This window comes from Sphaerisporangium rubeum (assembly GCF_014207705.1).
In the GTDB taxonomy this organism is placed as follows: Bacteria; Actinomycetota; Actinomycetes; order Streptosporangiales; family Streptosporangiaceae; genus Sphaerisporangium; species Sphaerisporangium rubeum.
Window position 1 is genome coordinate 464523 of the sequence record NZ_JACHIU010000001.1, and the last position, 24876, is coordinate 489398.

A 24876-nucleotide genomic window follows, 5' to 3' on the forward strand; every position below is an offset into this window, starting at 1 on the left:
CGGTCACCCGGCGGACGCGGTGTCTCCCGGCTCGGCGGGGCCGGACCGCGCGGCCCTGACCGACGCCGCCACGTCGCGGACGCTGCCGGCGAGCAGGTCGGCCACGTCCGGCCGTACGTGCAGCCTCTCCAGGCACTCGTCCAGCAGCTTGAAGGCGAGCAGGGAGTGGCCGCCGAGTGCGGCGAAGGTGTCGAGCATGCTCACGGGGCCGACGTCCAGGACGCGGCGGTAGATGTCGGCCACGGCGGCCTCCAGCTCGTCGGCGGGTGGCACCATCGGCCGGTCGTCATCGTCGGCCGCCGCCAACGCGTCGAGCAGCGCGTCCTTGTCGACCTTGCCGTTCACCGTCGCGGGGATGCGCGGGACCGGCACGACACGCTCGGGCCGCATGTGCTCGGCGAGGTCGCGGGCCGCGTGCGCGGCGATCGCCTCGACGTCCAGGCCCTCGACGCCGGCGGGGACCACGAAGGCGAGCAGGCGCACCGGTGTGCCGTGCGCGACGACCGCGCAGTCGGCGACCGAGGGATGCGAGGTGAGCACCGACTCGATCTCGCCTGGCTCGACCCGCAGCCCGCGGATCTTGATCTGCCTGTCGATGCGGCCGAGGTGTTCCAGCACCCCGTCGTCCCGGTACCGGCACAGGTCACCGGTCCGGTACATGCGCGCACCCGGCGGCCCGCAGGGGTCGGCCACGAAGCGTTCCGCGGTGCGGCCAGGCGCACGCCAGTACGCCTGCGCGAGCCCGACCTCGCCGCCGATGTACGCCTCACCCGGCATGCCGACCGGCACCAGGTCCAGGTTCTCGTCCAGCAACGTGACACGGAAGTTGGCCGCGGGCCGGCCGAGCGGCACCACAGGCACCCCGGGTTCGGCCGGCAGCACCATGTCGGTGACGTTGCCGGCCTCCGTCGGGCCGTAGCAGTTGATCAGGCGCGCGGACGGCAGCGTGACGTGGAAGGTGTCCCGTACGCGCGGCGTGACCGGCTCGCCGCCGCACATGGCCCAGCGCAACGCGCCGGCCCGGTCCGGCGACACCTGGTCGAGGAACGGGGCCATCACGGTCGGCGGCAGGAAGATCGTGGACACGTGGTGGTCCTCGACCAGCCGCGCGAGGCGCCGCGGGTCGCGGTGCTCACCCGGCGGGCAGATCACCAGGCTCGCGCCGTGGTAGAGCGGCCAGAACAGTTCCCAGATGGAGACGTCGAAGCCCGGCGAGGTCTTGAACAGCGCGCGGTCGCCGGGGCCGAACGGGTACCGGCTCTGCATCCACGCCAGGTGCGCCAGCCCGCCGGCCGTCGGATAGGCCACCCCTTTGGGACGGCCCGTCGTCCCGGAGGTGTAGAGGATGTTGAGCAGGCCGCCGGGCCCGCCGTCCACCGCCGGGTCGCTCGCCGGCAGGTCCCGCCACGGGCCGTGGTCCTCGACGTCCACGACGCGCCACGCGCCGCCGGGGACCCGGTCGCGGCAGACCCGGTCGGTGAGCACCTGTCCCGGCGCGACGTCGGCCAGCATGTACGCGAGCCGCGCGTCCGGCAGCTCGGCCTCCAGCGGCACGTACGTGGCACCGGTCTTCACCGCGGCGTAGATCGCGACGACCTGCGCGATGCCGCGCTCCATGCAGATCCCCACGCGGCTCCCCGGCCCCGCACCCTGGCCGATGAGGAAGCGCGCCAGCCGGTTCGCGCGCTCGTTCAGCTCGCGGTAGGTGACCGTGGTGCCGTGCGCGTCCAGCAGCGCGACGGCGCCGGGGGTGCGCCGCACCTGCTCCTCGAACGGTCCCGTCATCGTGCTGTGCCGCACCTCGGGGACGGCGTACACGTTGAGACCGCGCAGGATGCGCTCGCGCTCGGCGTCGTCGACCAGCGGGTGCTCCGCCATGGGCCTGCCGGGGTCGCCGGCCAGGCAGGTGAGCAGCCGCAGGTACGACCGGGCCCAGCACTCGGCGGTCGGCGCGTCGGCGGCGCTCGTCATGGTCTCGGCGTACAGGCACCTGTTGTCCTTGGCGACCACGATGGTGACGTCGACCCGGTGGCGGGTGGCCGCGTCCGGCGTCTCCTCGCGCGCGGCGCGGCGGAGCGCGGCGCGGAAGTCATCGGTCAGATCGACCGGCGCGGCCGGCGCGACCGCCTCGCGCGCCTCCTGCAGCACCTGGACCCGGCGGGTCGTCCCCGGCCGGGACAGCCGCCGCGCGAGCACCTCGGCGCAGATCCGCAGCGGCGCGAAATCGTCGGCCCCCGCCTGCGACGCCAGCGCGGACAGCTTCCGCACCAGATCGGGGGGAATCACGACGGGGCCGACGCATTCCGGCGGCATCGTCGTCTCACCGTCCCCCGGCGCGAGGAGCGGCGGCCCCCCGGCCGCCGGGAGAAGGGACACCGGTGCCGGTTCGGCCGAGAAGCGGCTGCAGGTCACGGATGCTCCAATGGCCGGGATCAGTCCTCGGTCCCCAGTTAAACGAGCCGTTCCACGGCCGGTGAGTCCCCCGTTCGCGCGACAGCGCCGCCGCACAGTCGCCGGTTCACGGGACTCTCCCCGCTGTGCCGCGCGCACCTAGCGTCGGGGATGCGGGTCGCCGACGCTGCCCCGGCGACTCGTGGCACGAAATCGGGGCGGGACATGCTTCGCCGATTGTTGGGCGCCTGCTGTGAGCGACATGGAGACCTTGACGCGGCCGTCGGCCGCGGCACCTGAGACGCCGGTACTCGACCTGATCCGCGCGCGTGCGCGTGCGGACGGCCACCGCGACGCGCTGGCCGACGGCACGGACGCGGCGCCGCTGAGCTACGCCGCGCTGCTGGACCGGGTGGACGCGCTGGCGGGCCGGCTGCGTGCCGCAGGCGCCGGTCCCGAGCGGCCGGTCGCCGTACTGCTCGGCCGGTCCGCCGACACCGTCGTCACGATGCTGGCGGTGCTCGCGTCCGGCGGCGCCTACAGCCCGCTGGACGTCACCGCACCCCCCGCGCGCATCGAGGCCACCGTGCGGCGGCTCGGCGCGCGGGTGGCGGTCGCCGACGCGGCGAACGCGGGCCGGCTGCCGTCCGGCGTCGCCGTGGTGCCACCGGACGCGGCCGGCCCCCATGAACCCCTGCCGGACGTCCCGCTCGACGCGCCGGCGTACGTCATGCACACCTCGGGCTCGACCGGCGTGCCGAAAGGCGTCGTGATGAGCCATCGGGGGCTGGCGCGGCTGATCGGCTGGCAGGTCGCGAGTGGACCGCCGGGGCTGCGGACGCTGCAGTTCACCGCGACCTCCTTCGACGTGACGTTCCAGGAGGTGCTGTCGACGCTGGCCACCGGCGGCTGCCTGGTCGTCGCGTCCGACGAGGTGCGCCGCGACCCGGCCGTGCTGCTCGACACCATCGCGCGGCACCGGGTCGAGCGGCTGTTCCTGCCGTACGTGGCGTTGCAGCTGATGGCCGTCACCGCCGCGCGGCTGGCGGTGACCCCCGGCTCGCTGCGGCACGTGGTCACCGCAGGTGAGCGCCTGATCATCACACCGGCGATCCGCGACCTGTTCGCCGCGATCCCCGGCTGCCGCCTGGACAACCACTACGGGCCCACCGAGACGCATCTGGTCACCAGCCTGACCCTCCCGGCGGACCCGGCCGCCTGGCCCGCGATCCCCGCCATCGGGTCACCGGTGGACGGCATCTCCTGCGCGGTGCTCGACGACGAGCTCCGGCCGGTGCCGGACGGGGACGTCGGCGAGCTGTACGTCGGCGGCGCGGCCCTCGCCAGGGGGTACCAGAACGACCCGTCCCGTACCGCGGAACGGTTCGTGGCCAGCCCGTTCGCGGCGGGGGAGCGGCTGTACCGCACCGGGGACCTCGCGTCCCTGCGGGACGACGGGACCTACGAGTTCGCCGGCCGCGCCGACCGTCAGCTCAAGGTGCGCGGCTTCCGGGTGGAGCCGGCCGAGGTGGAGGACGCGCTGCTGCGCCACCCCCGCGTCCAGGCCGCCGCCGCCGGGCTGCGTGAGGTCGCCGACGGCGTGTCGGTGCTCGTCGGCTACCTCCAGACCGACGGCCAGGTCACCCACCGGGAACTCACCGAGCACGTGCGGGACATCCTCCCCGCCTACATGGTGCCGTCGCGGTACGTCACGGTCGCCGCGATGCCGCGCACCGGCACCGGCAAGATCGACGGCCAGGCGCTCGCGGCGCTGCCGCTGCCGGAGGTCCCCGGCGAGCCCACGCGGTCCGGCCCGTCGCTCACCGAGACGGTCACCGCCATCTGGGCCAGGGTGCTCGGCCACGACGAGTTCGAGGGGGACGACGACTTCTTCGAGGTCGGCGGCGACTCGCTGCTCGCCACCTGGGTCGTCGCCGAGCTCGGCCAGGTGCTGGACCGGCCGGTCGACCTGTCGCTGTTCCTCGAGTACAGCACGGTCGACGACCTCGCGCAGGCGCTCGGCTCCACGGCCGTGGCGAAGCCGCGGCACACCTCGTCGCAGATCATCACGCTGCGGCCCGGCCCCTCCAACCGGAGCCTGTACCTTGTGCATCCGCTCGGCGGCGAGCTGCTCGGCTACCGCGAGCTGGCCCAGGCGTCGACGGCGCCGCTGCGGCTCCTCGGCGTCGGCTGGACGGGGGAGCCGCCGGTGTTCGGCAGCACGCTCGCCGAGATCGCGCGCACGCACGTCGAGCAGCTCCGCACGATCGAGCCGGACGGGCCGTACCGGCTCGGCGGCTGGTCGTTCGGCGGCGTGCTGGCCTTCGAGATGGCGCAGCAGCTCACCGCGGCCGGCTCCACGGTGGACTTCCTCGGGTTGTTCGACGCCAACCCGGTCATCGACCCCATCACCGGCCTGCCGATGGCGGACACACCGTTCCTCGGGCTGCTCGACGAGGTGGTGGCGCGGCTCGACGACCCCGCGACGACCGGCGCGGACCTCGCCGAGCTGACGTCGTCGCGGACCTGGATCCAGCTCATGGGTGCGCCGATCGCGGCCGGCGCGTCGAGCGCGTACCTGCGCACCGCACTGGAGACCGCGCGGTCCTGCATGAACGCGGCGATGCGGTACCGGCCGGAGCGGTACCGCGGGCCGGTCCACCTGTTCCAGGCCGCCGGAGCGGGGCCGGAGCGTCAGGCCGAGCTGGCCGCGGCCATCGGCGAGTTGTGCGCGGGGCCGCTGACCGTCGTCCCGATCGACGGCGACCACTGGACCTTCATCAGAGGACAACACGTCACCGAGGCGGCGGCGGAACTGGACGCGGCGCTTGAGCGTGTCGGCGAGGCAGGGAGTGGCTGAAGTGGATCTTGAGACAGACGCGAAGACCTTCGCCGAGCAGGGGTACATCGGGCCGTTCACGCTCTGGGAACCGGAGGAGATGAAGGCCTGGTGGAAGGAGCAGCGCCGAGCGCTGCTCGACCCCGCCGCGAACGCGCGCAAGGTCTTCGACAACCCCGTGAACTACGACAGGCACCTGGACATCCCCGGCCTGAGCAAGCTCATCAGCGAGCCGGAGATCGTCCGGCGGATGCAGGCCCTCATCGGCCCCGACGTCCTGTGCTGGCGCACCGAGTTCTTCCCCAAGAACCCCGGCGACTCCGGCACCGGCTGGCACCAGGTGGAGACGTACGCGATCGGCGAGACCAGCCAGGGGATGCTGGAGGCGACCGAGCACTCTCCCGGCAACCCGATGGAGCTGACCTGCTGGGTGGCCTTCACCGAGGCGGCCAGGGAGAACGCCTGCATGAAGGTCATCCCCGGCAGCCACCGCAAGTGGCGCTACGACGAGCACGCTCCGATGAAGTGGAACGGCGCGGCGCGCGACAACTCGTTCTTCGGCTACAACTACGACGACATCAAGATCGACAAGGACTGGAGCCCGGAACAGGAGGACGTCCGCCACCTGGAGATGCGCGCCGGCCAGTTCTTCATCTTCACCGCGCGCTGCATCCACGGCTCCAACCCCAACACCAGCCGGCGGCAGCGCATGGGCTTCGCCATCCGGGTGGTGCCCACCCACGTGCGGGTCTACGGCGGCATGACCGAGTTCGACGAGTTCGGTCACCACTTCGACCTCGCCAGGCACGGCTGCGTGCTCGTCGCCGGCGAGGACCGGTACGGGCTCAACCGGGTGGTGCGCGAGAACGCGTGGGGCGAGCGGTTCACCACTCTCGAAAGGGTGTGACCAGATGCGAACCCGCTATGTGAAGACCATCGGACTCGACGAGGACCGTCTGGCCAAGGACCTCGAGGAGAGCGAGTCGTTCCAGTACTCCGAGGCGTACAGCAACTACCTCATCGGCGGCCCGTGGAAGAGCGCCATGGTGTGGGCCACCGGCGGGGACACCGGCAGCGGTGTGCTCACCAACTACGCCTACGACCAGCGGTCCACGTTCACCGAGTACGGCAGCCGGCTGCCGTACGTCCAGGAGATCATCACCAACGTGGCCGACCTCGGCCGGCTGCAGTTCGTCCGGCTCGCCGTCTTCTCCGACAGTGTGATCGTCCCGCACCGCGACTTCCTCGAACTGTCCGACGTCCCCGAGGAGTCGCGGTCGGCGCACCGGCTGCACATCCCGCTCGTCACGCACGAGAACTGCTTCTTCAGCGAGGACAACGTCGTCTACCGGATGCGCGCCGGTGAGATCTGGTACTTCGACGCGGCCCGCATCCACTCGGTGGCGTCGCTGTCCAGCGCGCCGCGCATCCACCTCATCTTCGACTTCGCCAACCGCTCAGGCGACGGCCCCCTGGTCAACGGGGAGCCGGAGCCGGAAGGCGAGAACATCCCGGCCGGCCGCCGGGTGGACCGGCCCGCGCTGCCGGACGACCGGCGCGCGGCCCTGCTGCGGCTCGCGGACGTCCTCACCATGGACAGCTTCCGTGAGGTCTTCAGCATCGTGATCAAGACGCACTTCAGGTGGGACGGCGGCGAGAACTTCGCCTGGGACACCATGACCGAGCTCGCCAGAGCCTGTGACGACCCGGCCGTCCTGCCGCACACCATGGAGCTTCTGCGCTACTACACCCTGGATCGATCCGGAAGCAAGGAGTGACGAGCATGACCACGACGCTGTCGTTCGGCGACCGCCTGGCCGGGAGCCCGGTGCACCAGAACTTCCAGGACCACCCGTTCTTCGCCGCCGTGAACAACGCCGACCTGACCAAGGAGCAGGCGGCCATCCTCATCGAGCAGTGGTGGCACCCGCTGCACTACTTCCCGACGTTCCTCGCGCGCTGCGTGGCCACGCTGCCGGACATCGCCTCCAAGAGCGCGATCACCCGCATCCTCAACCAGGAGGCCGGCGGCGGCATCGTGTCCCAGGCGCACGAGGTCATCTACGTCGACTCGATGGAGAAGTGCGGCTTCGACCGTGACCGGGTCACCGGCACCGAGCCGTACGCCGAGACCGCGGCCCTCGTCGAGGGCTACAAGAACGCCTCCGACAGCAGGGAGAGCGCGCTCGGGTTCATCTTCGCCACCGAGACGACCGACCTGCTCATGGTGTCCAGCATCGGCAAGGCCATCGAGCGGACCACCGGCATCACCGACAACGAGTGGGTGAACATCCACGTCCAGCAGGAGCCGGACCACGTCGAGGAGGCCAACAACACGCTGCTCGACAACTTCACGGCCGAGCAGGAGGACGCGGTCCTGAGCGCGGCCAACGAGATGTGGCGGCTGTGGACGGCGTTCTTCGACCGTCTCGTCGCGGAGTCCGGCGTCGGCGCTCCGGCGAGGTGAGCCGTGGAAGACGTGCGGAGCACCTACCTGCGCTTCCCCTCCTGGACGCAACCCTTCTGGACGTGGCAGACCGGTAAGGCCCTGCCAGGCCAGAAGCCGGTCATCCGGCACACCTGGGCCTCCTACCTGGCGGTGACCCTGCTGCTGTTCTTCGCGGGCCTGACGGTCTCGACGCTCGCCGTGGCGCTCATGTTCCCCCTGTGGTACGTGGCGCTCCCGGCCGGCTGGCTGCTCACGGTCCACGGGGAACGGCTGATGGTGCTGGTCATCGCGCACCAGGCGCTGCACAGGCGTTTCTCCGGCCGGCCACGCTGGGACGCGTTCTTCGGCGAGGTCGTGACGGTGCTCTCCGTCTTCCACACCTTCCGCGACTTCAAAGAGGAGCACTTCGACAACCACCACAGGCGGGAGGTCTTCGCCACCAGGGCCGACCCGCCGGTGCAGTTCCTGATCGACCTCGGGTTCCGGCCCGGTCTCAGCCGTGCGGCCCTGTGGCGGCGCGCGTGGGTCGTGTTCGTCTCGCCGGTCTTCTACTGGAAGGGCTTCCTCGGCCGGATCAGGAGCAACCTCCAGGGTCGCGGCCCGAGGATCGCCGGGTTCGCGGTGTGGGTCGGCTGGTGGCTGTCGCTGCCGTTCTGGCTGCCGAACGGCCTGCTGGCCCTCGTGCTCGCGTTCTTCGTGCCGGTAGTGCTGTTCGCGCAGCTCAGCGCGTTGCTCGACCGGCTCGGGGAGCACGAGTGGCTCGGCCCGCGCGACCCGGCGTCCGGTCACCGCTTCTACACCGTGGCCAACACGGCGGCCAGGTACTGCGGGTCCCCGGTCCCGCCGCCAGGCGCGGGCCCCGCGGCGCTGCTGCGCTGGACCGCGCTCACGCTGGGCTACCACCTGCCGTCCCGGCTGCTCGTCGTGGTGGGTGACCTCCCGAACCACGACTACCACCACCGTTACCCGTCCACCCCCGAATGGACCACGGCCGCGTACGCGCGCCAGCGGGACATCGACAACGGACCGGAGGGGCCTCCCTACCGGGAGGTCTGGGGGATGGGTGCGGCGATCGACCAGATGTTCCGCACGCTGGCAGGCCAGGGGGAGAGTCGCGCGGATGCGCTTCCAAGTCGTTGACACCTTCGCCGACGAACGGTTCGCCGGTAACCCGGCGGCCGTCGTCGAAGTGCCGGGATTCCCGCCGGACGCCGTGATGCAGCGCACCGCGCACCGCATCGGCCTCCCGACGACGGCGTTCGTGGTGCCGGTCGCACCCGCGCGGTACCGGGTGCGCTGGTTCACCCCGTACAAGGAGATCAACCTGTGCGGCCACGCGACGATAGCGAGCGCGCGTCACCTGTTCCTCGCGCCGGAGAACACCGGCCAGACCAGGCTCACCTTCGTGTCCGACAACGGCGTGCTGCACGCCGAGCGGGACGGCGCGCTGATCGCCATCGACCTCCCCGCGGCCGGGCTCACCGTCGGCGAACCGCCGCCGGGACTGCTCGACGCGCTCGGCACCGACGCCGTGGTGTGCGCCGTCTCCAGTGACGACGTCCTCGTCGAGGTCGAGTCCGCCGCCGCGGTCGCCGCCGTACGGCCGGACTTCGCGGCGCTCGCCAGGCAGCCGTTCCGCGGCCACATCGTCACCGCGCGCGGCGCGTCCGGCGCCGACTTCGTCTCCCGCACGTTCTTCCCCTCGCTCGGGGTGGACGAGGACCAGGTCTGTGTCACGGCGCACTGCAAGCTCGCGCCGTACTGGTCGCCGCGCCTCGGCCGTACCCGCCTGAAGGCGTTGCAGCTGTCCGACCGCGGCGGCCGGCTGGAGGTCGAGGACCTCGGCACCCGGGTCCGGGTGCTCGGCACGGCGATACCGCGCGAAGCCGGCGAGGTCGAGGCCGGGGACGGCGTCAGGAAGGAAGCGCTCCGATGAGCGCGAGCACCGTCGCGCTGCTGCTCCTCGGCCTGCTGGTCATCGTCGTGACGGCGCGGCTGCTCGGCATGCTCGCGCGGCGGCTCGGCCAGCCCGCCGTGATCGGCGAGATCATGGCCGGCATCCTGCTCGGGCCGACCCTGTTCGGCGGCGCGATCTCCGGGACGCTGTTCCCCACCGGCGTCCGGCCGTCGCTGACGTTGCTCGCCGACCTCGGCGTGTGCCTGTTCATGTTCTTCATCGGCCTGCACCTCGACCACACGTTGCTGCGCGGTCAGAGCCGCACGGCCTCGGTCGTGTCGTTCGGCGCGATCCTGCTGCCGTTCGGCCTCGGCGTGCTGCTCGCGCTCCACCTCGCCGCGAGCAGGGAGACCGGGGACCGGCTCGCCTTCGTGCTGTTCATGGGGGCCGCGATGGCGGTCACCGCGTTCCCCGTCCTCGCGCGCATCCTCACCGACAACAAGCTGCTCGACACCCCCATCGGCGGTCTGGCCCTGGCGTGCGCCGCCGTCGGCGACGTGCTCGCGTGGGCCCTGCTCGCCGTCGTGGCGGCGCTGGCCGGCGGCGGGGGACATCCGTGGCGGGTGCTGTTCGTGGTGCCGTTCGCCGCCGTGCTGCTCGGAGTGGTACGACCCCTGCTGGCCCGGCTCGCCGCGCGCCGCCGGCTGTCCGGACCGCTGACCGGCGTCGTGCTGGTCGCCGTGGCCGCCGGGTTGCTGCTGTCGGCGCAGGCGACGACCTGGATGGGCCTGCACGCGATCTTCGGTGCGTTCCTGTTCGGCGCCGCGTTGCCGCGTGACGGCCTTCCTGTGCTGCGTGAACGCGTGCTGCCGTGGATCGAGCGGATCTGCGCCGTCCTGCTGCTGCCGGTGTTCTTCCTGGTCGCCGGCCTCAAGGTCGACCTGTCCCGGCTGGACGTCGTCGCGTTCGGCGAACTGGCGCTGATCCTGCTCGTCGCGATCGGCGGCAAGTTCGGCGGCGCGTACATCGGCGGACGCGTCACCGGCGTGCGTCCGCGCCACTCGGCGGTCCTCGGCATCCTGATGAACACGCGCGGCCTCACCGAGCTGATCGTGCTCACCGTCGGCCTCCAGCTCGGCGTGCTGACCCCGGACCTGTACTCCCTGATGATCGTCATGGCGCTCGTCACGACCGCCATGACCGGCGTCCTGCTGCGCGTCGTCTACCCCGAACGCAGGATCGTCGAGGACAGCGCACCCCGTCGCCGTACGTCCCCGGAAGAGGCGGTGCCATGAGGTCGCGCAAGAGCGTCTGGCTGCAACGCGAGCCGTCGGAGGAGGCCGCCGCCAGGGTGTTCTGCGTGCCGCACGCCGGCTGCGGCACCGGGGTGTTCCGCGACTGGCCCGAGCGGCAGGGTGCCGTCGAGTTCATCCCCGTGGAACTGCCGGGAAGGCTGAGCCGCTTCGGCGAGCGGATGCCGGCGACGTTCCAGGAACTCGCCGACGACATGATCGCCGGCCTGACCCCCCACATGGACGTGCCGTTCGCGTTCTTCGGCCACTGCTGGTCCGCGCTCCTCGCCTACGAGGCGACCGCGCGGCTCCAGCGCGCCGGCGGCCCCGAGGCGGCACACCTGTTCGTCTCGTCCCAGCTCGCGCCGCAGGACGGCCCCGTGGGACGCATGCTCGGCATGGACGAGGCGGAACTCGCCGGGGAACTGGAGACGATGATCCGCGACCAGGGGGGCACACCGCACCCCGAGCTCGTGACCGTCTACCTCAAGGTACTGCGCGACGACGTCGAGATGAGCCGCAGGTACGTCGTCCCCGCGCCGCTCCGGCTCACCTGTCCCGTCACCGCCATCGGCTGGCGCGACGACGACGAGGTCACCCCCGGCCAGATGACCGGCTGGCCGGCCTGCGGCGACACCACCTTCGAACTCTTCGACGGACGCCACAACCGCTTCATCGAAGCGCCGGCTGAGCTGCTGCGCACGCTGTGCGCCGGCATGGCGGGCCGGGGACCGTCCCGGCTTCCGGTGACATCACGTTGACGACGACCCGCCATAGCGTTGCGGTGTGGACATTGCGATCGCCAAGCTCGAACAGTGGATGCGCGACTACTACCACAACGTCGACCACGACATCGGCAGCAGCGGCGTACGTGACCTGACCATCGCGGAGCTGCGCGGTCTGTGCGGATTCGAGCTGTCAGAACTCGACGCGATGACCTGCCGCGACAGCGAGAGCTACGGCGGCAGCGGCCTGCGCGCCGCGCTCGCCGACCGGTGGACCGGCGGCGACGTCGACCGCGTGATGGTCACCCACGGCTCCAGCGAGGCGATCTACCTGGTCATGAGCCTGGCGCTCCAGCCAGGCGACGAGCTGATCGTGGTGGACCCCGCCTACCAGCAGCTGCACGGCATCGCCGCCGCGCGCGGCTGCCGCCTCACCCGGTGGCCGCTGGACCCGGCGGCCGGCTTCGCCGCCGACCTCGCGCGCCTGCGGGAACTCGCGAGGTCCCGGCCCCGCATGATCGTGGTGAACTTCCCGCACAACCCCACCGGCCGGTCCATCACCGCCGGGGAACAGAAGGAACTCCTCGCCATCGCCGAGGAGGCCGGGGCCCTGCTGGTGTGGGACCACGCGTTCGGTGAGCTCACCTACACCGCCGACCCCCTGCCGCTGCCGACCTCGTCCTACGACAGGTGCGTCGCGTTCGGCACACTCTCCAAGAGCTACGGCCTCCCGGGCCTCCGGGTCGGCTGGTGCGTCGCACCCCCTGACCTGCTGGCCCGCATGGCGCTGCTGCGCGACTACATCGCGCTGTACGTCTCACCGGTGCTGGAGTTCTTCGCCGAACAGGCGGTGCGCAACGCCGACAAGATCGTCGCGGTGCAGCGCGAGCACGCGAGCGCCAACCTGCGGCTGCTGAGCGACTGGGCCGGTGGACTGCCGGAACTCGTGCGGTTCAGCCCGCCGGACGGCGGCGTGACCGCGTTCGTCGAGTTCCCCGGCCAGCCGGACGTGGTCGCGTCCTGCCGCCGCCTCGCCGAACAGCACCGTGTCCTGCTCGTCCCCGGAGCGTGCTTCGGCGACGCCTACGGCAACCACGCGCGGCTCGGCTTCGGCGGCACGACCGCCGGCCTGACGGCCGGGCTCTCACTACTGGAACGGGTACTGCGCGAAGACGCGAAGGGTGACCGATGACTGACCTGCAGAGTCGCATCGCGGCGCTGTCGCCGGAGCAGCGAGCGATCCTGGAACGGCGGATGGCCGAGCTGAACGCCGCGCGCGGGACCGCGCCTGACGAGCGGATAACACCGCGCGACCCCGCACAGCCGATCCCGCTGGCGTTCCAGCAGGAACGCGAGTGGGCCATCGCGCAGTTCCGGCCCGCCAACAACATCCCCGGCGCGTTCCGGGTCGAGGGACACCTGGACCTGGAGGTGCTCAGCCGCGTCCTGACCAAGGTCGTGGACCGGCACGAGATCCTGCGCTCCACCGTGCGCCTCCAGGACGACGGCACCCGCGTGCTCAAGGCGCACCCCCTCCAGCCGGTGCCGACCCCCGTGGTCGACCTGTCGGACCGCACCCCGCAGCAGCAGCGCGCCGAGGTGCTGCGCCGCTGGAAGGCCGAGGTGATGCGGCCGTTCGACCGTGAGCAGGTCCTGCGGCTGCGCACCACGATCCTGCGCATGGCCGACGACAACCACGTCGTGCTCATCACCACCGACCACACCGCCGCCGACCTCGTGTCCATGGCGATCCTCGTGCAGGAGTTCGCGGCCCTGTACGTCATGGAGATCAACGGCGGCCCCGGCCTGCCGCCGCTCGACATCCAGTACGCCGACTTCGCCGCCTGGCAGCGCGAGTTCGGCGAGAAGCGCATGTCGTCCGAGGTGGACCACTGGCGGCAGACCCTCGACGGCATCCCCGGTGTGCTGACCCTGCCGAGCGACCGGCCCTACCCGTCCCGGCCGACGTTCGCCGGCGCGGCGCACGTCGTCGACCTGTCCGCCGAGTTCACCGCCGACCTGCGCCGGTTCATCGAGAAGGAGAAGGCGTCCCCCGTCGTCGTCCTGCTCGCCGCGCTCTCGGTGATGCTGTACCGCTACCTCGGCCGCGAGGACCTCGTCATCGGCGAGATCGTGTCCGGCCGCGGCCGGGTGGAGGTCGAGCGGCTCATCGGCTGCTTCGTCACCGCGCTGCCGCTGCGCATGCGGCTCGCCGACGGCCTGACCCTGCGTGAGGTCGTGGAACAGGCGCAGCGCACCGTGCACACCGCGTACGACCACCAGGACCTGCCGATCGAGCGCCTCATCGACGAGCTCGGCCTCGGCCGTGAGGCGTCGCAGACGTCCATGACCCACATGTGGCTCGACGTCCGCACCCCGGAGAGCACCCTTGAGGTCCCCGGCCTGCGGATCACCCGGGAGCCCATCGAGGTCAACATGTCGGCCGCGCCGCTCACCCTGGACGCCAACCCCAACGGCGACCGGATGCAGCTCCAGTGGGTCTACATGACCGACATGTTCGACGCCGGCACCATCGAGCTCCTCGCCGGCCAGTTCACCACGGTCCTGGAGCAGTTCGTCACCGCACCCGACACCCCGGTCGCGGACGTACGGCTGGCCATGACGGCGACCGCGCCGGCCTCCGGGACGAGCCGCACCGAACCCGGCTTCGTCGAGCTGTTCCAGCGGCGCGTCACCCACGCGCCGCACGCGCCGGCCGTCATCTGCGACGGCGTCCCCACCAGCTACGCCGAGCTGAACCGGCAGGCCAACGTGCTGGCCCGCCGCCTGCGCGACCTCGGGGTCGGCAGGGACACCCCGGTCGGCATCCTGGTGGACCGCTCGGTACGGCTGCCGCTCGCCATCCTCGGCGTGCTCAAGGCCGGCGGCGGCTACCTCCCCCTGGACCCGACGTACCCGCCGGAACGCATCGCGTACATGCTCGCCGACGCCGACGCGCCGGTCCTGATCACGCAGGAAAGCTTCGGACGCGTCCTCACCGACGCCGAGGTCCGCCTCCCCGGCCACACCGTGCTCCTCGACGCGCCGGCCCCCGACCCGGAGCCCGGCGCGGACGCCGACCTGCCGGACGTCCCCGGCCCGTCGTCCCTGGCGTACGTCGTCTACACCTCCGGCTCGACCGGCCGTCCCAAAGGCGCGATGATCGAGCACCACTCGCTCGCCGTGTACGCGCGCGACGTCGTCGACCGCCTCGGCCTCGGCGCCGGCGACCGGTTCCTGCAGTTCTCCTCACCCGGCTTCGACGTGCTGGTGGAGGAGCTGTTCCCGACCTGGCTGGCCGGCGGCGCCGTCGTCATCACCGCCAAGCACATCATCAGCGGCGAGATCGACCTCGCCGACCTGATCGAACGCGAGCGGCTGACCGTCATGGAGCTGCCGGCCGCGTACTGGCACGAATGGGTGCGCGAACTCGACCGCACCGGCAAGGACCTGCCGTCGTCCTTGCGCATGGTCATCATCGGCGCCGAACGCGCACTTCCCGACCGGCTGCTGATGTGGCGGCGGCTCGGCGTGCCGCTGCTGAACTGCTACGGCCTGACCGAGACCACCGTCACCTCCACCTTCTTCCGCCTCGACCCCGCCGACCCGGTGTGGGACTACCCGAACATGCCGATCGGCACCGCGCTGCCGTCCGCCGACCTGCGCATCCTCGACGACCGCCTGCGGCCGGTCCCCGTCGGCGGCACCGGCGAGATGTACATCGGCGGCAGCAGCCTGGCCCGCGGCTACCTCGCACGGCCCGGCCTGACCGCGCTGCGTTTCGTCGCCGACCCCGAACGGCCAGGTGAGCGGCTGTACCGCACCGGCGACCAGGTCCGCCAGCGTCCGGACGGCAATCTGGAGTTCCTCGGCAGGGTCGACACCCAGATCAAGATCCGCGGGTTCCGCGTCGAACCCCTGGAGATCGAGTCGACCCTGAGCCGGCACCCGCTGATCGCCGAGTCCGTCGTCGTGCTGTACGAACCGTCCCCCGGCGACCGCCGCCTCGCCGCGTACGTCGTCCCGGCCCCCGGAGCGGAGGTCGGCGTCCCCGACCTGCGCCGGTTCCTCGAACAGGAACTCCCCGCCTACATGGTGCCGTCCGCGTTCGTCGAGCTGGACGCGCTGCCGCTCAACGCCAACGGCAAGATCGACCGCGACCGCCTCCCCGCACCCGACGGCATGCTCGCCGACTCGGGGGAGGAGTACGTCGAACCGCAGACCCCCGTGCAGCGGACGCTCGCCGACGTGATGGCCGGCGTCGTCGGCCTCGGCCGGGTCGGCATCCACGACAACTTCTTCGAGATCGGCGGCGACTCGATCCTCGCCATCCAGGTCGTCGCCAGGGCCCAGGAAGCCGGCCTGCGGCTCTCGCCGTACGACCTGTTCACCAACCCGACCGTCGCGTCCCTCGCCGAGATCGCCGCCGCCGGCCCGGCCATCGACGCCGAACAAGGCGACGTGACCGGCCCCGTGCCGCTCGCGCCGACCCAGCGCCGGTTCTGCCTCGCCGGCGTCGAGGACCCGCACCACTGGACCACCTCCGTCCTGCTGGAACTGCGCGCACCGGCCGACCCCCGCCTGGTCGGCGAGGCCGTGGAACATCTGCTGGCCCACCACGACGGCCTGCGCCAGCGCCTGCTGGTGGCCGGCGAACGCACCCGGGTCCGCGTGGCCCCCCGCGGCGACGTCACCCCTCTGCAGGTCCACGACCTGTCCGCGTTCGGCGAGGACGAGCAGAACCGGCGGATGACCGACCTCACCGGCGAGCTGCACCGGAGCCTCAACCTGGCCGTCGGACCCCTGCTGCGCGCCGGCCTGTTCCTGCTCGGCGACCGGCCGGACCGTCTCGTCCTCATCGCGCACCGCCTCGTCGCCGACCCCGCCTCCATGCGCGTGCTCCTGGAGGACCTCGGCACCGCGCTCACCCAGCTCACCGGCGGACGCGAGGTGAAACTGCCGGCCAAGACCACGTCCTGGCAGTCCTTCGTCCGCCGCCTCACCGCGTACGGCGCCACGGACCCGGTGCGGTCGCAGCGCGCGTTCTGGTCCGACCTGGTCACCACGCCGGCCGCCGGCCTGCCGTCCGACCTTCCGGCGGACCCGGCGGCCAACACCGTCGCCACCGCGCGCACCGTCGAGGTGTCCCTGGACGCCGCCGGCACCTCCACCCTGCTCGGCACCGCTTCCGGCCCGCTGAGCTGCCGCACCGAGGAACTCCTGCTGACCGCGCTCGGCCGCACCCTGACCGCCTGGACCGGTGCCGAACGCCACCTCGTGGACCTCGAACGCCACGACCGCGACCCCCTCACCGAGGACGTCGACCTGTCGAGGACCACCGGCCGCTTCAGCGTCACCCACCCCGTGGCCCTGACCTGCGACCCCGGCGCCTCCCTCGAGACGACCCTGAAGACGGTGAAGGAAGCCCTGCGCGCCGTCCCCGCCAACGGCATCGGCTGGCTCCTGCTCCGCCAGGACCGCGACCCGGTCCCCGAGCCCGCCACCGGCATCGGCTTCACCTACCTGGACCAGACCGACCCCCCGGCGTCGACCGCCTTCACCGTCCTGACGGACCGGCCCGCCTTTGACCAGAGCCCCCGCGCACGCCGCACGTACCCCATCGAGGTGGAGGCCACCGTCGCCGGCGGCACCCTCACCGTCCGGTGGCACTACAGCGAGACCCTCCACCACCGCGAGACCATCGAGAAGCTGGCCGCCAGGTACGTGGCCGAACTGCGCGCGCTCGTCGAACTCGGCCAGAACATCACCTCCGCGTACACCCCGTCGGACTTCCCCCTCGCGAAGGTGAACCAGGACCAGCTCAACGACCTGCTGAGCCGGCTCTAGGAGGCCCCGGTGGAGTTCAGCCTCTTCTTCTTCGCCGACAGCGGCGCCACCGGCGCCGACGGGTACCGCCTGCTCCTGGAGAGCGCCAGATTCGCCGACTCGGCCGGCCTGGCGGCGGTCTGGACCCCGGAACGCCACTTCCACACCTTCGGCGGCCTGTACCCCAACCCCGCCGTCACCGGCGCCGCCGTCGCCGCCGTCACCGAGCGCGTCGGCGTCCGAGCCGGCAGCGTCGTCGCACCGCTGCACCACCCCGTACGCATCGCGGAAGAGTGGTCCGTCGTCGACAACCTGTCGCGAGGCCGCGCCGGCGTCTCCTTCGCCTCAGGCTGGCACGCCAGGGACTTCGTCCTGCGTCCCGACACCTACGCCGACCGCAAGAACGCCATGGTCGAAACGGTGGAGACCGTCCGCCGCCTCTGGCGCGGCGAGGAGATCGAGTTCCCCGACGGCGCCGGCGAGAAACGACGCGTCCGCATCCACCCACCCCCCGTACAGCCCGAACTCCCCGTGTGGATCACCAGCGCCGGCTCCACCGACACCTTCCGCGCCGCCGGCCGCCTCAACGCGAACCTCCTCACCCACCTCCTCGGCCAGGACCGCGACACCCTCGCGAAGAACATCACCGCCTACCGCGAGGCCCTGACCGAGACCCACGGCGAAACGGCGCACGGCCACGTCACCCTGATGCTCCACACCATGCTCGGCGAGGACCGCGACCAGGTACGCCACCAGGTCCGCCCCCCCTTCGCCGACTACCTCCGCAGCTCGGCCGACCTCATACTCAAGGCAGCCACCACCCTCCTCCCCCCAGGCGTCGACATCGACCGCCTCCCCGACCGCGACAAGCAGTACCTGATCAACCACGCCGTGGACCGCTACCTCACCACCAGCGGCCTCTTCGGCACCGTCACCGACGGCCTTGAAACGGTGAAAAGCCTCAAGGCGATCGGCGTGGACGAGATCGCCTGCCTCATCGACTTCGGCGTCCCCCCCGACGAGGTGCTCCACTCCCTCCCCTACATAGCCGACCTGAAAACCCGCACCACCGGCTGACCAAGCGAAACGCACCGCTCTGGTCGATACGCGGTCGCGCCTGATCGCGCCGGCGAGGCGCCTGTCGAGGCGCCTCGCCGGTGTGGCTCACCCCCCCGGGGTGGGGTGGGCTCTGCGGTCATGTGGTGCGGGTCAGCGCTTGCGGATCAGATGCGGTTCCAGCGTTGGTTGGAGCCGCCGGAGCAGGTCCAGATGTCGAGTTTGACGCCGTTGGCGGTGCCGTTGTTGGGGACGTCGAGGCACTTGTTCGCGCTGATGGAGGTGATGGTGCCGTCGGCGTTGAAGCGCCACTTCTGGTTGTTCTGGCCGTTGCAGTCCCAGATGATGACGGTGGTGCCGTTGGCTGTGCCGTTACCGTTGACGTCGAGGCACTTGTTGCCGTAGACGCGCAGTTCACCGGCCGCGGTGGAGGTCCACTGCTGGTTGCTCTGGGTGTGGCAGTCCCAGATGTTCACCTGGGTGCCGTTGGTCTGCGACGCGCCGGTCACGTCGAGGCAGCGGCCCGAGCCCACACCCTGGATGCGGGTGGTGGACGAGGTCGGGGTCGGGGTCGGGGTGGCGGTGGGTGTCGGGGTGGGGGTCGGGTTGGTGCCGGAGGGTGGCAGGAGGGTGACGGTGAAGGTCTCGTCGATGTTGGAGTGCGGCAGGTTGACCGTCGTGGCGTTGCCGGACAGCGTCACCACGGTGTCCTGGATGGTGACCGGGCTCTGGACCGCGCCGCCGTTGTTGTACGGGATGCGCTCGGCGACGACCCGCACCTGGTTGTTCTGCACGATGCCGCTGGTGGTGTCCAGCCGTTGCAGGTTGACCGCGATGTTGCCGGTCGTGCTGCCGCCGCCGACGAGGACCTTGGCGACCCCGGAGTCCTTCGTGGCGAACGCGTCGTACGACGAGCTGGGGGTCACCGACACGATCTGGCCGGTCTGCGAGCCGTAGAAGCGGTAGGCCCACCACTCACCCTTGGGCTGGTGCTGGCCGGAGGAGTTGCGCACCAGCAGGTTGCCGAGGTCGTTGTGCAGGTTCCCGGCGCTGGCCCAGTTGGCGCGCAGGCCGTCGGCGCCGGCCCGCTCCAGGCGCGCGATGTACCAGGCGCCGTCACCGGGGTTCTGCTCGTTGGAGGCGCCGTACTCGTTGATCTGGTACGGACGCGGGTGCGGGATGCCGCGCGAGTTGAGGGTGGTGTCGGCGGCGGCGACGTTGGCGACCGGGTCACCCGGCAGCGAGTGCCAGCTGATGATGTCGGGGACGACGTTGTTGGCCTTGACGTAGTCCAGGTACTGGTTCCAGAACGCGTGCGAGGTCGACGGCACGCACGCGCAGCTCGGGCCGACGATCAGCTGGTCGGGGAAGGCGGCGCGGACGCGCTGGTAGGTGCGGCGCCACAGCTCGAAGTACTGCGACTGGGGCCGGTTCCAGAACAGCGTGATGTTGGGCTCGTTCCACAGGTCCCACTGGACCGGCGCGCCGGTGGCCCGCACGTCGTTGATGAGACGCGTGAGGAAGTTGTCGTAGTCGGTCCAGTTGCCGTTGTCGCCGGGGAACCGCGAGATCGGGTACCCGTCGGCACCCCACAGGTCGTGCACCAGGAGGATGAACTCCCCACCCAGCGACCGGGTGCGCAGCAGCTGGGCCCGGGTGGCGTTCCACCGCCGGTCGTACTTGCCCGACACCCAGCCACCCGGCGAGTCCAGCTGCGCGCCACCCGCACGCATGTACCGGAACTTCACATCGGTGAAGAAGTGGTCCGGCGGGCCCGACGCGTTCTCGGTCATGCCGTAGATCCACCCCGAGGCCCGGTAGGTCGGGGTGCCGTTGGTGACGGAGAAGTTCACGGCGATCGACTGGTCGGCGGCCTGGGCCGGCGCGGCCAGCGTGACGAGGGATGTGGCGGCCAGCGCGCCGAAGGACAACAAGGCGGCGCAGAGACGGAGACGGCGTCCGCGCCGCCTTTGGGAGGGTACGTCCACTGATGGCTCCTTGGACATGAAGGGGTGGGGACGCGGGGCCCGTCCCTCGCCGCCACGGCGACGGACGGGGGCCGATCGCGGCCCATGTCGAACCGATTTTTTGTTAGCGGTCACATCGGCCATTCCACCCTGGCTTCCGCCTTCCGGTAGGAGTGGGAGGAACGTCGAACGAACATGGTGCGGTGCGGCGGAGCGAACACGACGCGAGGAACCCGCGTCAAGGAGCGGGTACGCCGCGCCTCCTTGGCCGTTGCGCCGCCGAGCGTCCTTCATCAGCGTTTATCCGGCGGTCCGGCCGCACTTCCCGCTCGGTCGCGAAGTGAAAATTTCAGCGTCGTCGTCCCCCGCGCCTGCGGGCCCGCACCGGCCCTGTCGCGCCTCGCCGGAAGGCGACTCCCGGTCCACCCGGCGTCATCGGACGACCCCATTTCGTTCGAACCGATTCGCCGCAGCGTTCGACACCACCGCTGCGAACCCATCCCGCACGAGACGCACCGGCACGGGACCGACATGAGAAACGCTCCCCGGCCCGAAGGCCGGGGAGCGCGTCAGGAGTTCTGTCTCAGCCGCCGAAAGCAGGCACGCTCTCCGGAACGGCCGCCGTCTCCGCGGCCGGCCGCGCCACCGTCAGCAGGTCCACCACGTGGCCGGCGATCGCCGAGATGGTGGGCTGCTGCCACAGCAGGGTCGCCGGGAGACGGCAGCCGAAGCGCTTCTCCAGACGCCGCCGGACCATGACCGTCATCACCGAGTCCAAACCCTGCTCCACGAGGGGACGCCGCAGCGCCAGGTCCTCCGGCGCGAGCCTCATCACCGAGGCGATCTCGGCGCGGACCTCGGTCAGGACATGCGCGTGCAGGTCCTCCGGCGACAGGCCGGTGAACGCCGCCACGGAGCCCTCCGGCTCCTCCTCCGCCGCCGGCGCGTCGATCACCGGGTAGCGCAGACCCGACATGTGGCCCACCACACGACCTTCGGCGTCGGCGAGCAGCGCCTGGACGGTGTCCTCACGTTCCGGGTCGAGGGCCGTCTCGATGATCACCGTCTCCGGCGGCGCTCCGGTCAGCACCACTTCGTCGATGCGCACGACCATGCGCAGCACCGGGTCGCCGGGGAACACGCACGGGGCCACGGACATCACCGCGTCCATCGCCGGAGCCCATGTCGCCTCGCCGGCCCGCTCGGCGCGAACTGTGGTCCGCACTGTGGCGCGCAGCACGCCGTCCCCGCTCAGCAGCGTCTCGATCGTCCAGTCGAAACCGGTCTCCGGCACGCCGACGGCGGCCAGTCGCCGCTGGACGAACCCGGGGTCGATCGGCGTGAGCCCGGCCGCGTCCCGCAGGACACCGGGCCCGGCCTCGGCCGGAGCGCCGGAAGCCGCCGCGGACGCCGTGACGTGGATCAGCCAGGCGGGTTCCGGCTCGCCGGGGCCCGACGGTGTGCGCGCCGCGAGCCGCAGCGCAGGCGGCTCGTGGACCACCTGGATCTGCCGCCGTTCCGCCGTCATCAGCGGATGCGACATCTCCACGTCGGTGAGAGCGCCGCCGCCGGCCGCGTTCAGGAACGTGTTGACCAGCACGGCGGCCGGCACGATCTCGACTCCGCTGAGCGCGTGACTGCCGGGATAGGGCCGGTTGGCGTCCTCAAGGCTGGTACGCCAGACCCGCGTCTCGCTGCCGGCGAGGCTCGTCCCCGCACCGAGCAGCGTGTGGGAGTGCACGTCGTGCCCCCGGCCCTCGGCCTCGACGTCGGACTGGTCACGCCAGTGGCGGCGGTGCTGCCAGGCGTACGGCGGCAGGTCGGCGAGGCCGCCTTCCTGCTGCAGACGGCTCCAGCCGACCTCGACGCCGTGGCAGTGCGCCGTCCCCACCGCGGTCAGGAACGTCTGCCGCTCCGGCTGGTTCCGGCGCAGCGACGTGCCGACGAACACGTCCTCGAAGCCGGCCTCGTCGAGCGTCTCGCTGATGGAGTGCGTCACCACGGGGTGCGGGGAGATCTCAAGGAACACGCGGTAGCCGTCCTGCGCGGCGGCCGTCGTCGCGGCGGCCAGCCGTACCGGCTCGCGGAGGTTCGCGGCCCAGTAGTCGTGGTCGAGCACCGGCGCCGACCGGGGGTCCGGCAGCGCGGTCGTGTACATGGGGATGCGCGGCGCGCCGAAGGAGAGGCCGGCCACGGCCGCCGCGAGCTCCACGGCCAGCGGCTCCATGTGCGGGCTGTGGAAGGCGACGTCGGAGGCGACCCGGCGCATCACGATGCCTTCGGCCGGCCACCGGTCCAGCACCTCCTCGACCGCGGTGACGTCACCGGACAGCACGGTCGAACCGGGGGACGACGCGATCGCCGCCACCAGGTCGGTGCGGCCCGCCAGCCGCTCGGCGGCCTCCTCGAACGGCAGACCGGCCATCACCATGGCCCCCTTGCCTTCGGCGTGGAGCAGCAGCCGCGAACGGCGGCAGATCAGGCGCGCGCCGTCCGCGACACTCAGCGCTCCGGCCGTCACCGCCGCCGCGATCTCACCGACGGAGTGACCGATGACGGCCGCCGGCGTCACCCCGTAGGCGGTCCACAGCCTGGCCAGGCCGAGCTGCATCACGAAGATCATGGTCTGCTGGCGGTCGACCCGGTCCAGGTCGCCGTCGACCAGCACCTGCCGGGGTGAGAAACCGATCTCCGCCATGAAGATCGGCTCCAGCTCGTCGACGAGCGACGCGAACTCCGGCTCCGTGGCGAGCAGTTCCCGTCCCATGCCGCGCCACTGGCAGCCCTGTCCGGAGAACACCCAGACCGGTCCGGGTCCGGGGACCGGCAGCGCGTCCCCGGTGATCACGGTCTCGGCCGGCAGGTCGCCGGCGAGCCTGCGCAGGCCGTCGGCCAGCTCGGTCCTGTCCGCCGCGACCACGACGGCGCGACGGCTCAGATGCGAACGGCGCAGCGCCAGTGTGTGACCTGTGGACGCCAGGTCGAGCCCGGCGAGCCGGTCGGCGAGCCGGCCGGCGTACTGCCGCAGCGCCGTCTCCGACGCCGCCGACAACGGGAACAGCCGCTGACCCGTCCCCTCGCTCCGAGGCACGTCCTCGGCCGGGGGAGCCTGCTGGAGCAGGATGTGCGCCACGGTGCCGCCGTACCCGAAGCTGGACACACCGGCCCGGCTCGGGTGGTCGCGCTCCGGCCATGCCGTCTGCTCGGTCACCACGCGCAGTCCCGACGTCTCCCACGGGATGGCCGGGTTGGGGGTGCCGAGCACACTCGGGGGGATCTCGCGGCGGTGCAGCGCGAGCACCGCCTTGATGACCCCGGCGATGCCGGCGGCGCCTTCGAGGTGGCCGATGTTGGACTTGACCGAGCCGATGAGGCACGGGTCACCCGGCGGCCGGCCCGCGCCGTACACCGAGCTCAGCGCGGACGCCTCAAGCGGGTCGCCGAGCCGCGTGCCGGTGCCGTGCGCCTCGATGTAGTCGACCGTGGCCGGTGAGACGCCGGCCTGCCGGCAGGCACGGGCCATCACGTGCGCCTGCGCGTCGCCGCACGGCGCCATGATGCCGTTGGTGTGACCGTCCTGGTTGACGGCGCTGCCGATGACGAGCGCGAGCACGCGGTCGCCGTCCCGCTGCGCGTCCGACAGCCGCTTGAGCACGATCACGCCGCAGCCCTCGCCGCGTCCGTAACCGTCGGCGGTGGCGTCGAACGACTTGGACCTGCCGTCGGGAGCGAGGGCCCCCGCGGCGCCGAGCGTGAGCGTCTCACCCGGCGTCACCAGCAGGTTGACCCCGCCGGCGAGCGCGACGTCGCTCTCGCCGAGCCGCAGGCTCTGCGCCGCCAGGTGCAGCGCGACCAGCGACGCCGAGCACGCGGTGTCCACCGCCATGCTGGGGCCGCGCAGGTCGAGGGAGTAGGAGATGCGGTTGGCGACGGCGCACGTCGCGGCGCCGATCCCGGTCCACGCCTCGATCTGCGGCAGGTCCTCAAGCAGGCGGCGTCCGTAGTCGTCGGTGCAGACCCCGATGAACACCCCGGTGTCGGTGCGGGCCAGGTCGCGCGGCGGCAGGCCGGCGTGCTCCATGGCCTCCCACGCGGTCTCCATCAGGACCCGCTGCTGCGGGTCCATCAGCTCGGCCTCGCGCGGCGACAGGCCGAAGAACTCCGCGTCGAAGCCCTCGATGTCGCTCAGGAAGCTGCCGTGACGTACGGCGTCACGCAGCGCGGCGGCGTGTCCGGGGCTCCGGTTCTCGTACGAGCGCCAGCGGTCCGCAGGCAGCGGCCCGGTCGTGTTCCTGCGGCTGCGCAGCAGGTCCCAGAACTCGTCCGGTGAGCCGGCGTCGCCGGGGAGACGGCACCCGATCCCGACCACCGCCACCGGTTCCACCCGTAATGCGCTCGGGTTGTCGACCATCGCTTTCGTGTCCCTTCGATGAC

At 71.7% G+C, this 24876-nt stretch carries 14 protein-coding genes; 11 read left to right on the plus strand and 3 right to left on the minus strand.

The features are described 5' to 3' along the window. Positions 1 to 3: 3 nt before the first annotated feature. On the minus strand, positions 4 to 2412 hold the full coding sequence (locus BJ992_RS01865; protein WP_221474645.1) for an amino acid adenylation domain-containing protein: 2409 nt from the start codon (positions 2410 to 2412) through the stop codon (positions 4 to 6). Positions 2413 to 2653: 241 nt separating this feature from the next. Here BJ992_RS01865 and BJ992_RS01870 point away from each other — a divergent pair, with 241 nt between their 5' ends. Genes BJ992_RS01870 through BJ992_RS01920 form a run of 11 tightly spaced genes read left to right on the plus strand, consistent with a single transcriptional unit; the run spans position 2654 to position 18496 of the window. After that, positions 2654 to 5251 carry an amino acid adenylation domain-containing protein gene (locus tag BJ992_RS01870; protein ID WP_184978233.1) on the plus strand — a complete coding sequence of 866 codons (2598 nt, stop codon included), beginning with the start codon at positions 2654 to 2656 and terminating at the stop codon, positions 5249 to 5251. Between the two features lies 1 nt (position 5252). Then, on the plus strand, positions 5253 to 6137 hold the full coding sequence (locus BJ992_RS01875; protein WP_184978234.1) for a chlorinating enzyme: 885 nt from the start codon (positions 5253 to 5255) through the stop codon (positions 6135 to 6137). Between the two features lie 4 nt (positions 6138 to 6141). Then, positions 6142 to 7008, plus strand: a complete 867-nt coding sequence (locus tag BJ992_RS01880; protein WP_184978235.1) for an aspartyl/asparaginyl beta-hydroxylase domain-containing protein — start codon at positions 6142 to 6144, stop codon at positions 7006 to 7008. Between the two features lie 5 nt (positions 7009 to 7013). After that, a complete protein-coding gene (locus tag BJ992_RS01885) occupies positions 7014 to 7697 on the plus strand; it encodes an iron-containing redox enzyme family protein (protein ID WP_184978236.1) in 684 nt (227 codons plus the stop codon). Positions 7698 to 7700: 3 nt separating this feature from the next. Beyond that, the gene (locus BJ992_RS01890; protein WP_184978237.1) at positions 7701 to 8819 is read left to right on the plus strand and encodes a fatty acid desaturase; all 1119 of its coding nucleotides are present in this window, start codon (positions 7701 to 7703) and stop codon (positions 8817 to 8819) included. Further along, entirely contained in the window at positions 8800 to 9615 is an 816-nt protein-coding gene (locus BJ992_RS01895; protein ID WP_184978238.1) for a PhzF family phenazine biosynthesis protein, read from the plus strand. Before BJ992_RS01890 ends, BJ992_RS01895 begins: the two co-directional genes overlap by 20 nt. Beyond that, complete coding sequence (locus tag BJ992_RS01900; RefSeq protein ID WP_184978239.1) at positions 9612 to 10871, plus strand: cation:proton antiporter domain-containing protein; 1260 nt, start codon at positions 9612 to 9614, stop codon at positions 10869 to 10871. Before BJ992_RS01895 ends, BJ992_RS01900 begins: the two co-directional genes overlap by 4 nt. Continuing rightward, a complete protein-coding gene (locus tag BJ992_RS01905; RefSeq protein WP_184978240.1) occupies positions 10868 to 11629 on the plus strand; it encodes a thioesterase II family protein in 762 nt (253 codons plus the stop codon). Before BJ992_RS01900 ends, BJ992_RS01905 begins: the two co-directional genes overlap by 4 nt. Before the next feature lie 25 nt (positions 11630 to 11654). Beyond that, the gene (vioD, locus tag BJ992_RS01910; RefSeq protein WP_221474646.1) at positions 11655 to 12785 is read left to right on the plus strand and encodes a capreomycidine synthase; all 1131 of its coding nucleotides are present in this window, start codon (positions 11655 to 11657) and stop codon (positions 12783 to 12785) included. Then, a complete protein-coding gene (locus tag BJ992_RS01915) occupies positions 12782 to 17440 on the plus strand; it encodes a non-ribosomal peptide synthetase (protein ID WP_184978241.1) in 4659 nt (1552 codons plus the stop codon). The genes vioD and BJ992_RS01915 overlap by 4 nt, the downstream gene beginning before the upstream one ends. Positions 17441 to 17449: 9 nt before the next feature. Beyond that, entirely contained in the window at positions 17450 to 18496 is a 1047-nt protein-coding gene (locus BJ992_RS01920; RefSeq protein WP_184978242.1) for a MupA/Atu3671 family FMN-dependent luciferase-like monooxygenase, read from the plus strand. 146 nt (positions 18497 to 18642) lie between these two features. On the opposite strand, the gene BJ992_RS01925 is transcribed toward BJ992_RS01920, so the two are convergent. Next, positions 18643 to 20463, minus strand: coding sequence for a lectin (locus tag BJ992_RS01925; RefSeq protein WP_184978243.1), 1821 nt, complete (start codon positions 20461 to 20463; stop codon positions 18643 to 18645). A gap of 562 nt (positions 20464 to 21025) precedes the next feature. Continuing rightward, entirely contained in the window at positions 21026 to 24853 is a 3828-nt protein-coding gene (locus BJ992_RS01930) for a type I polyketide synthase (RefSeq protein ID WP_184978244.1), read from the minus strand. Positions 24854 to 24876 lie beyond the last annotated feature (23 nt).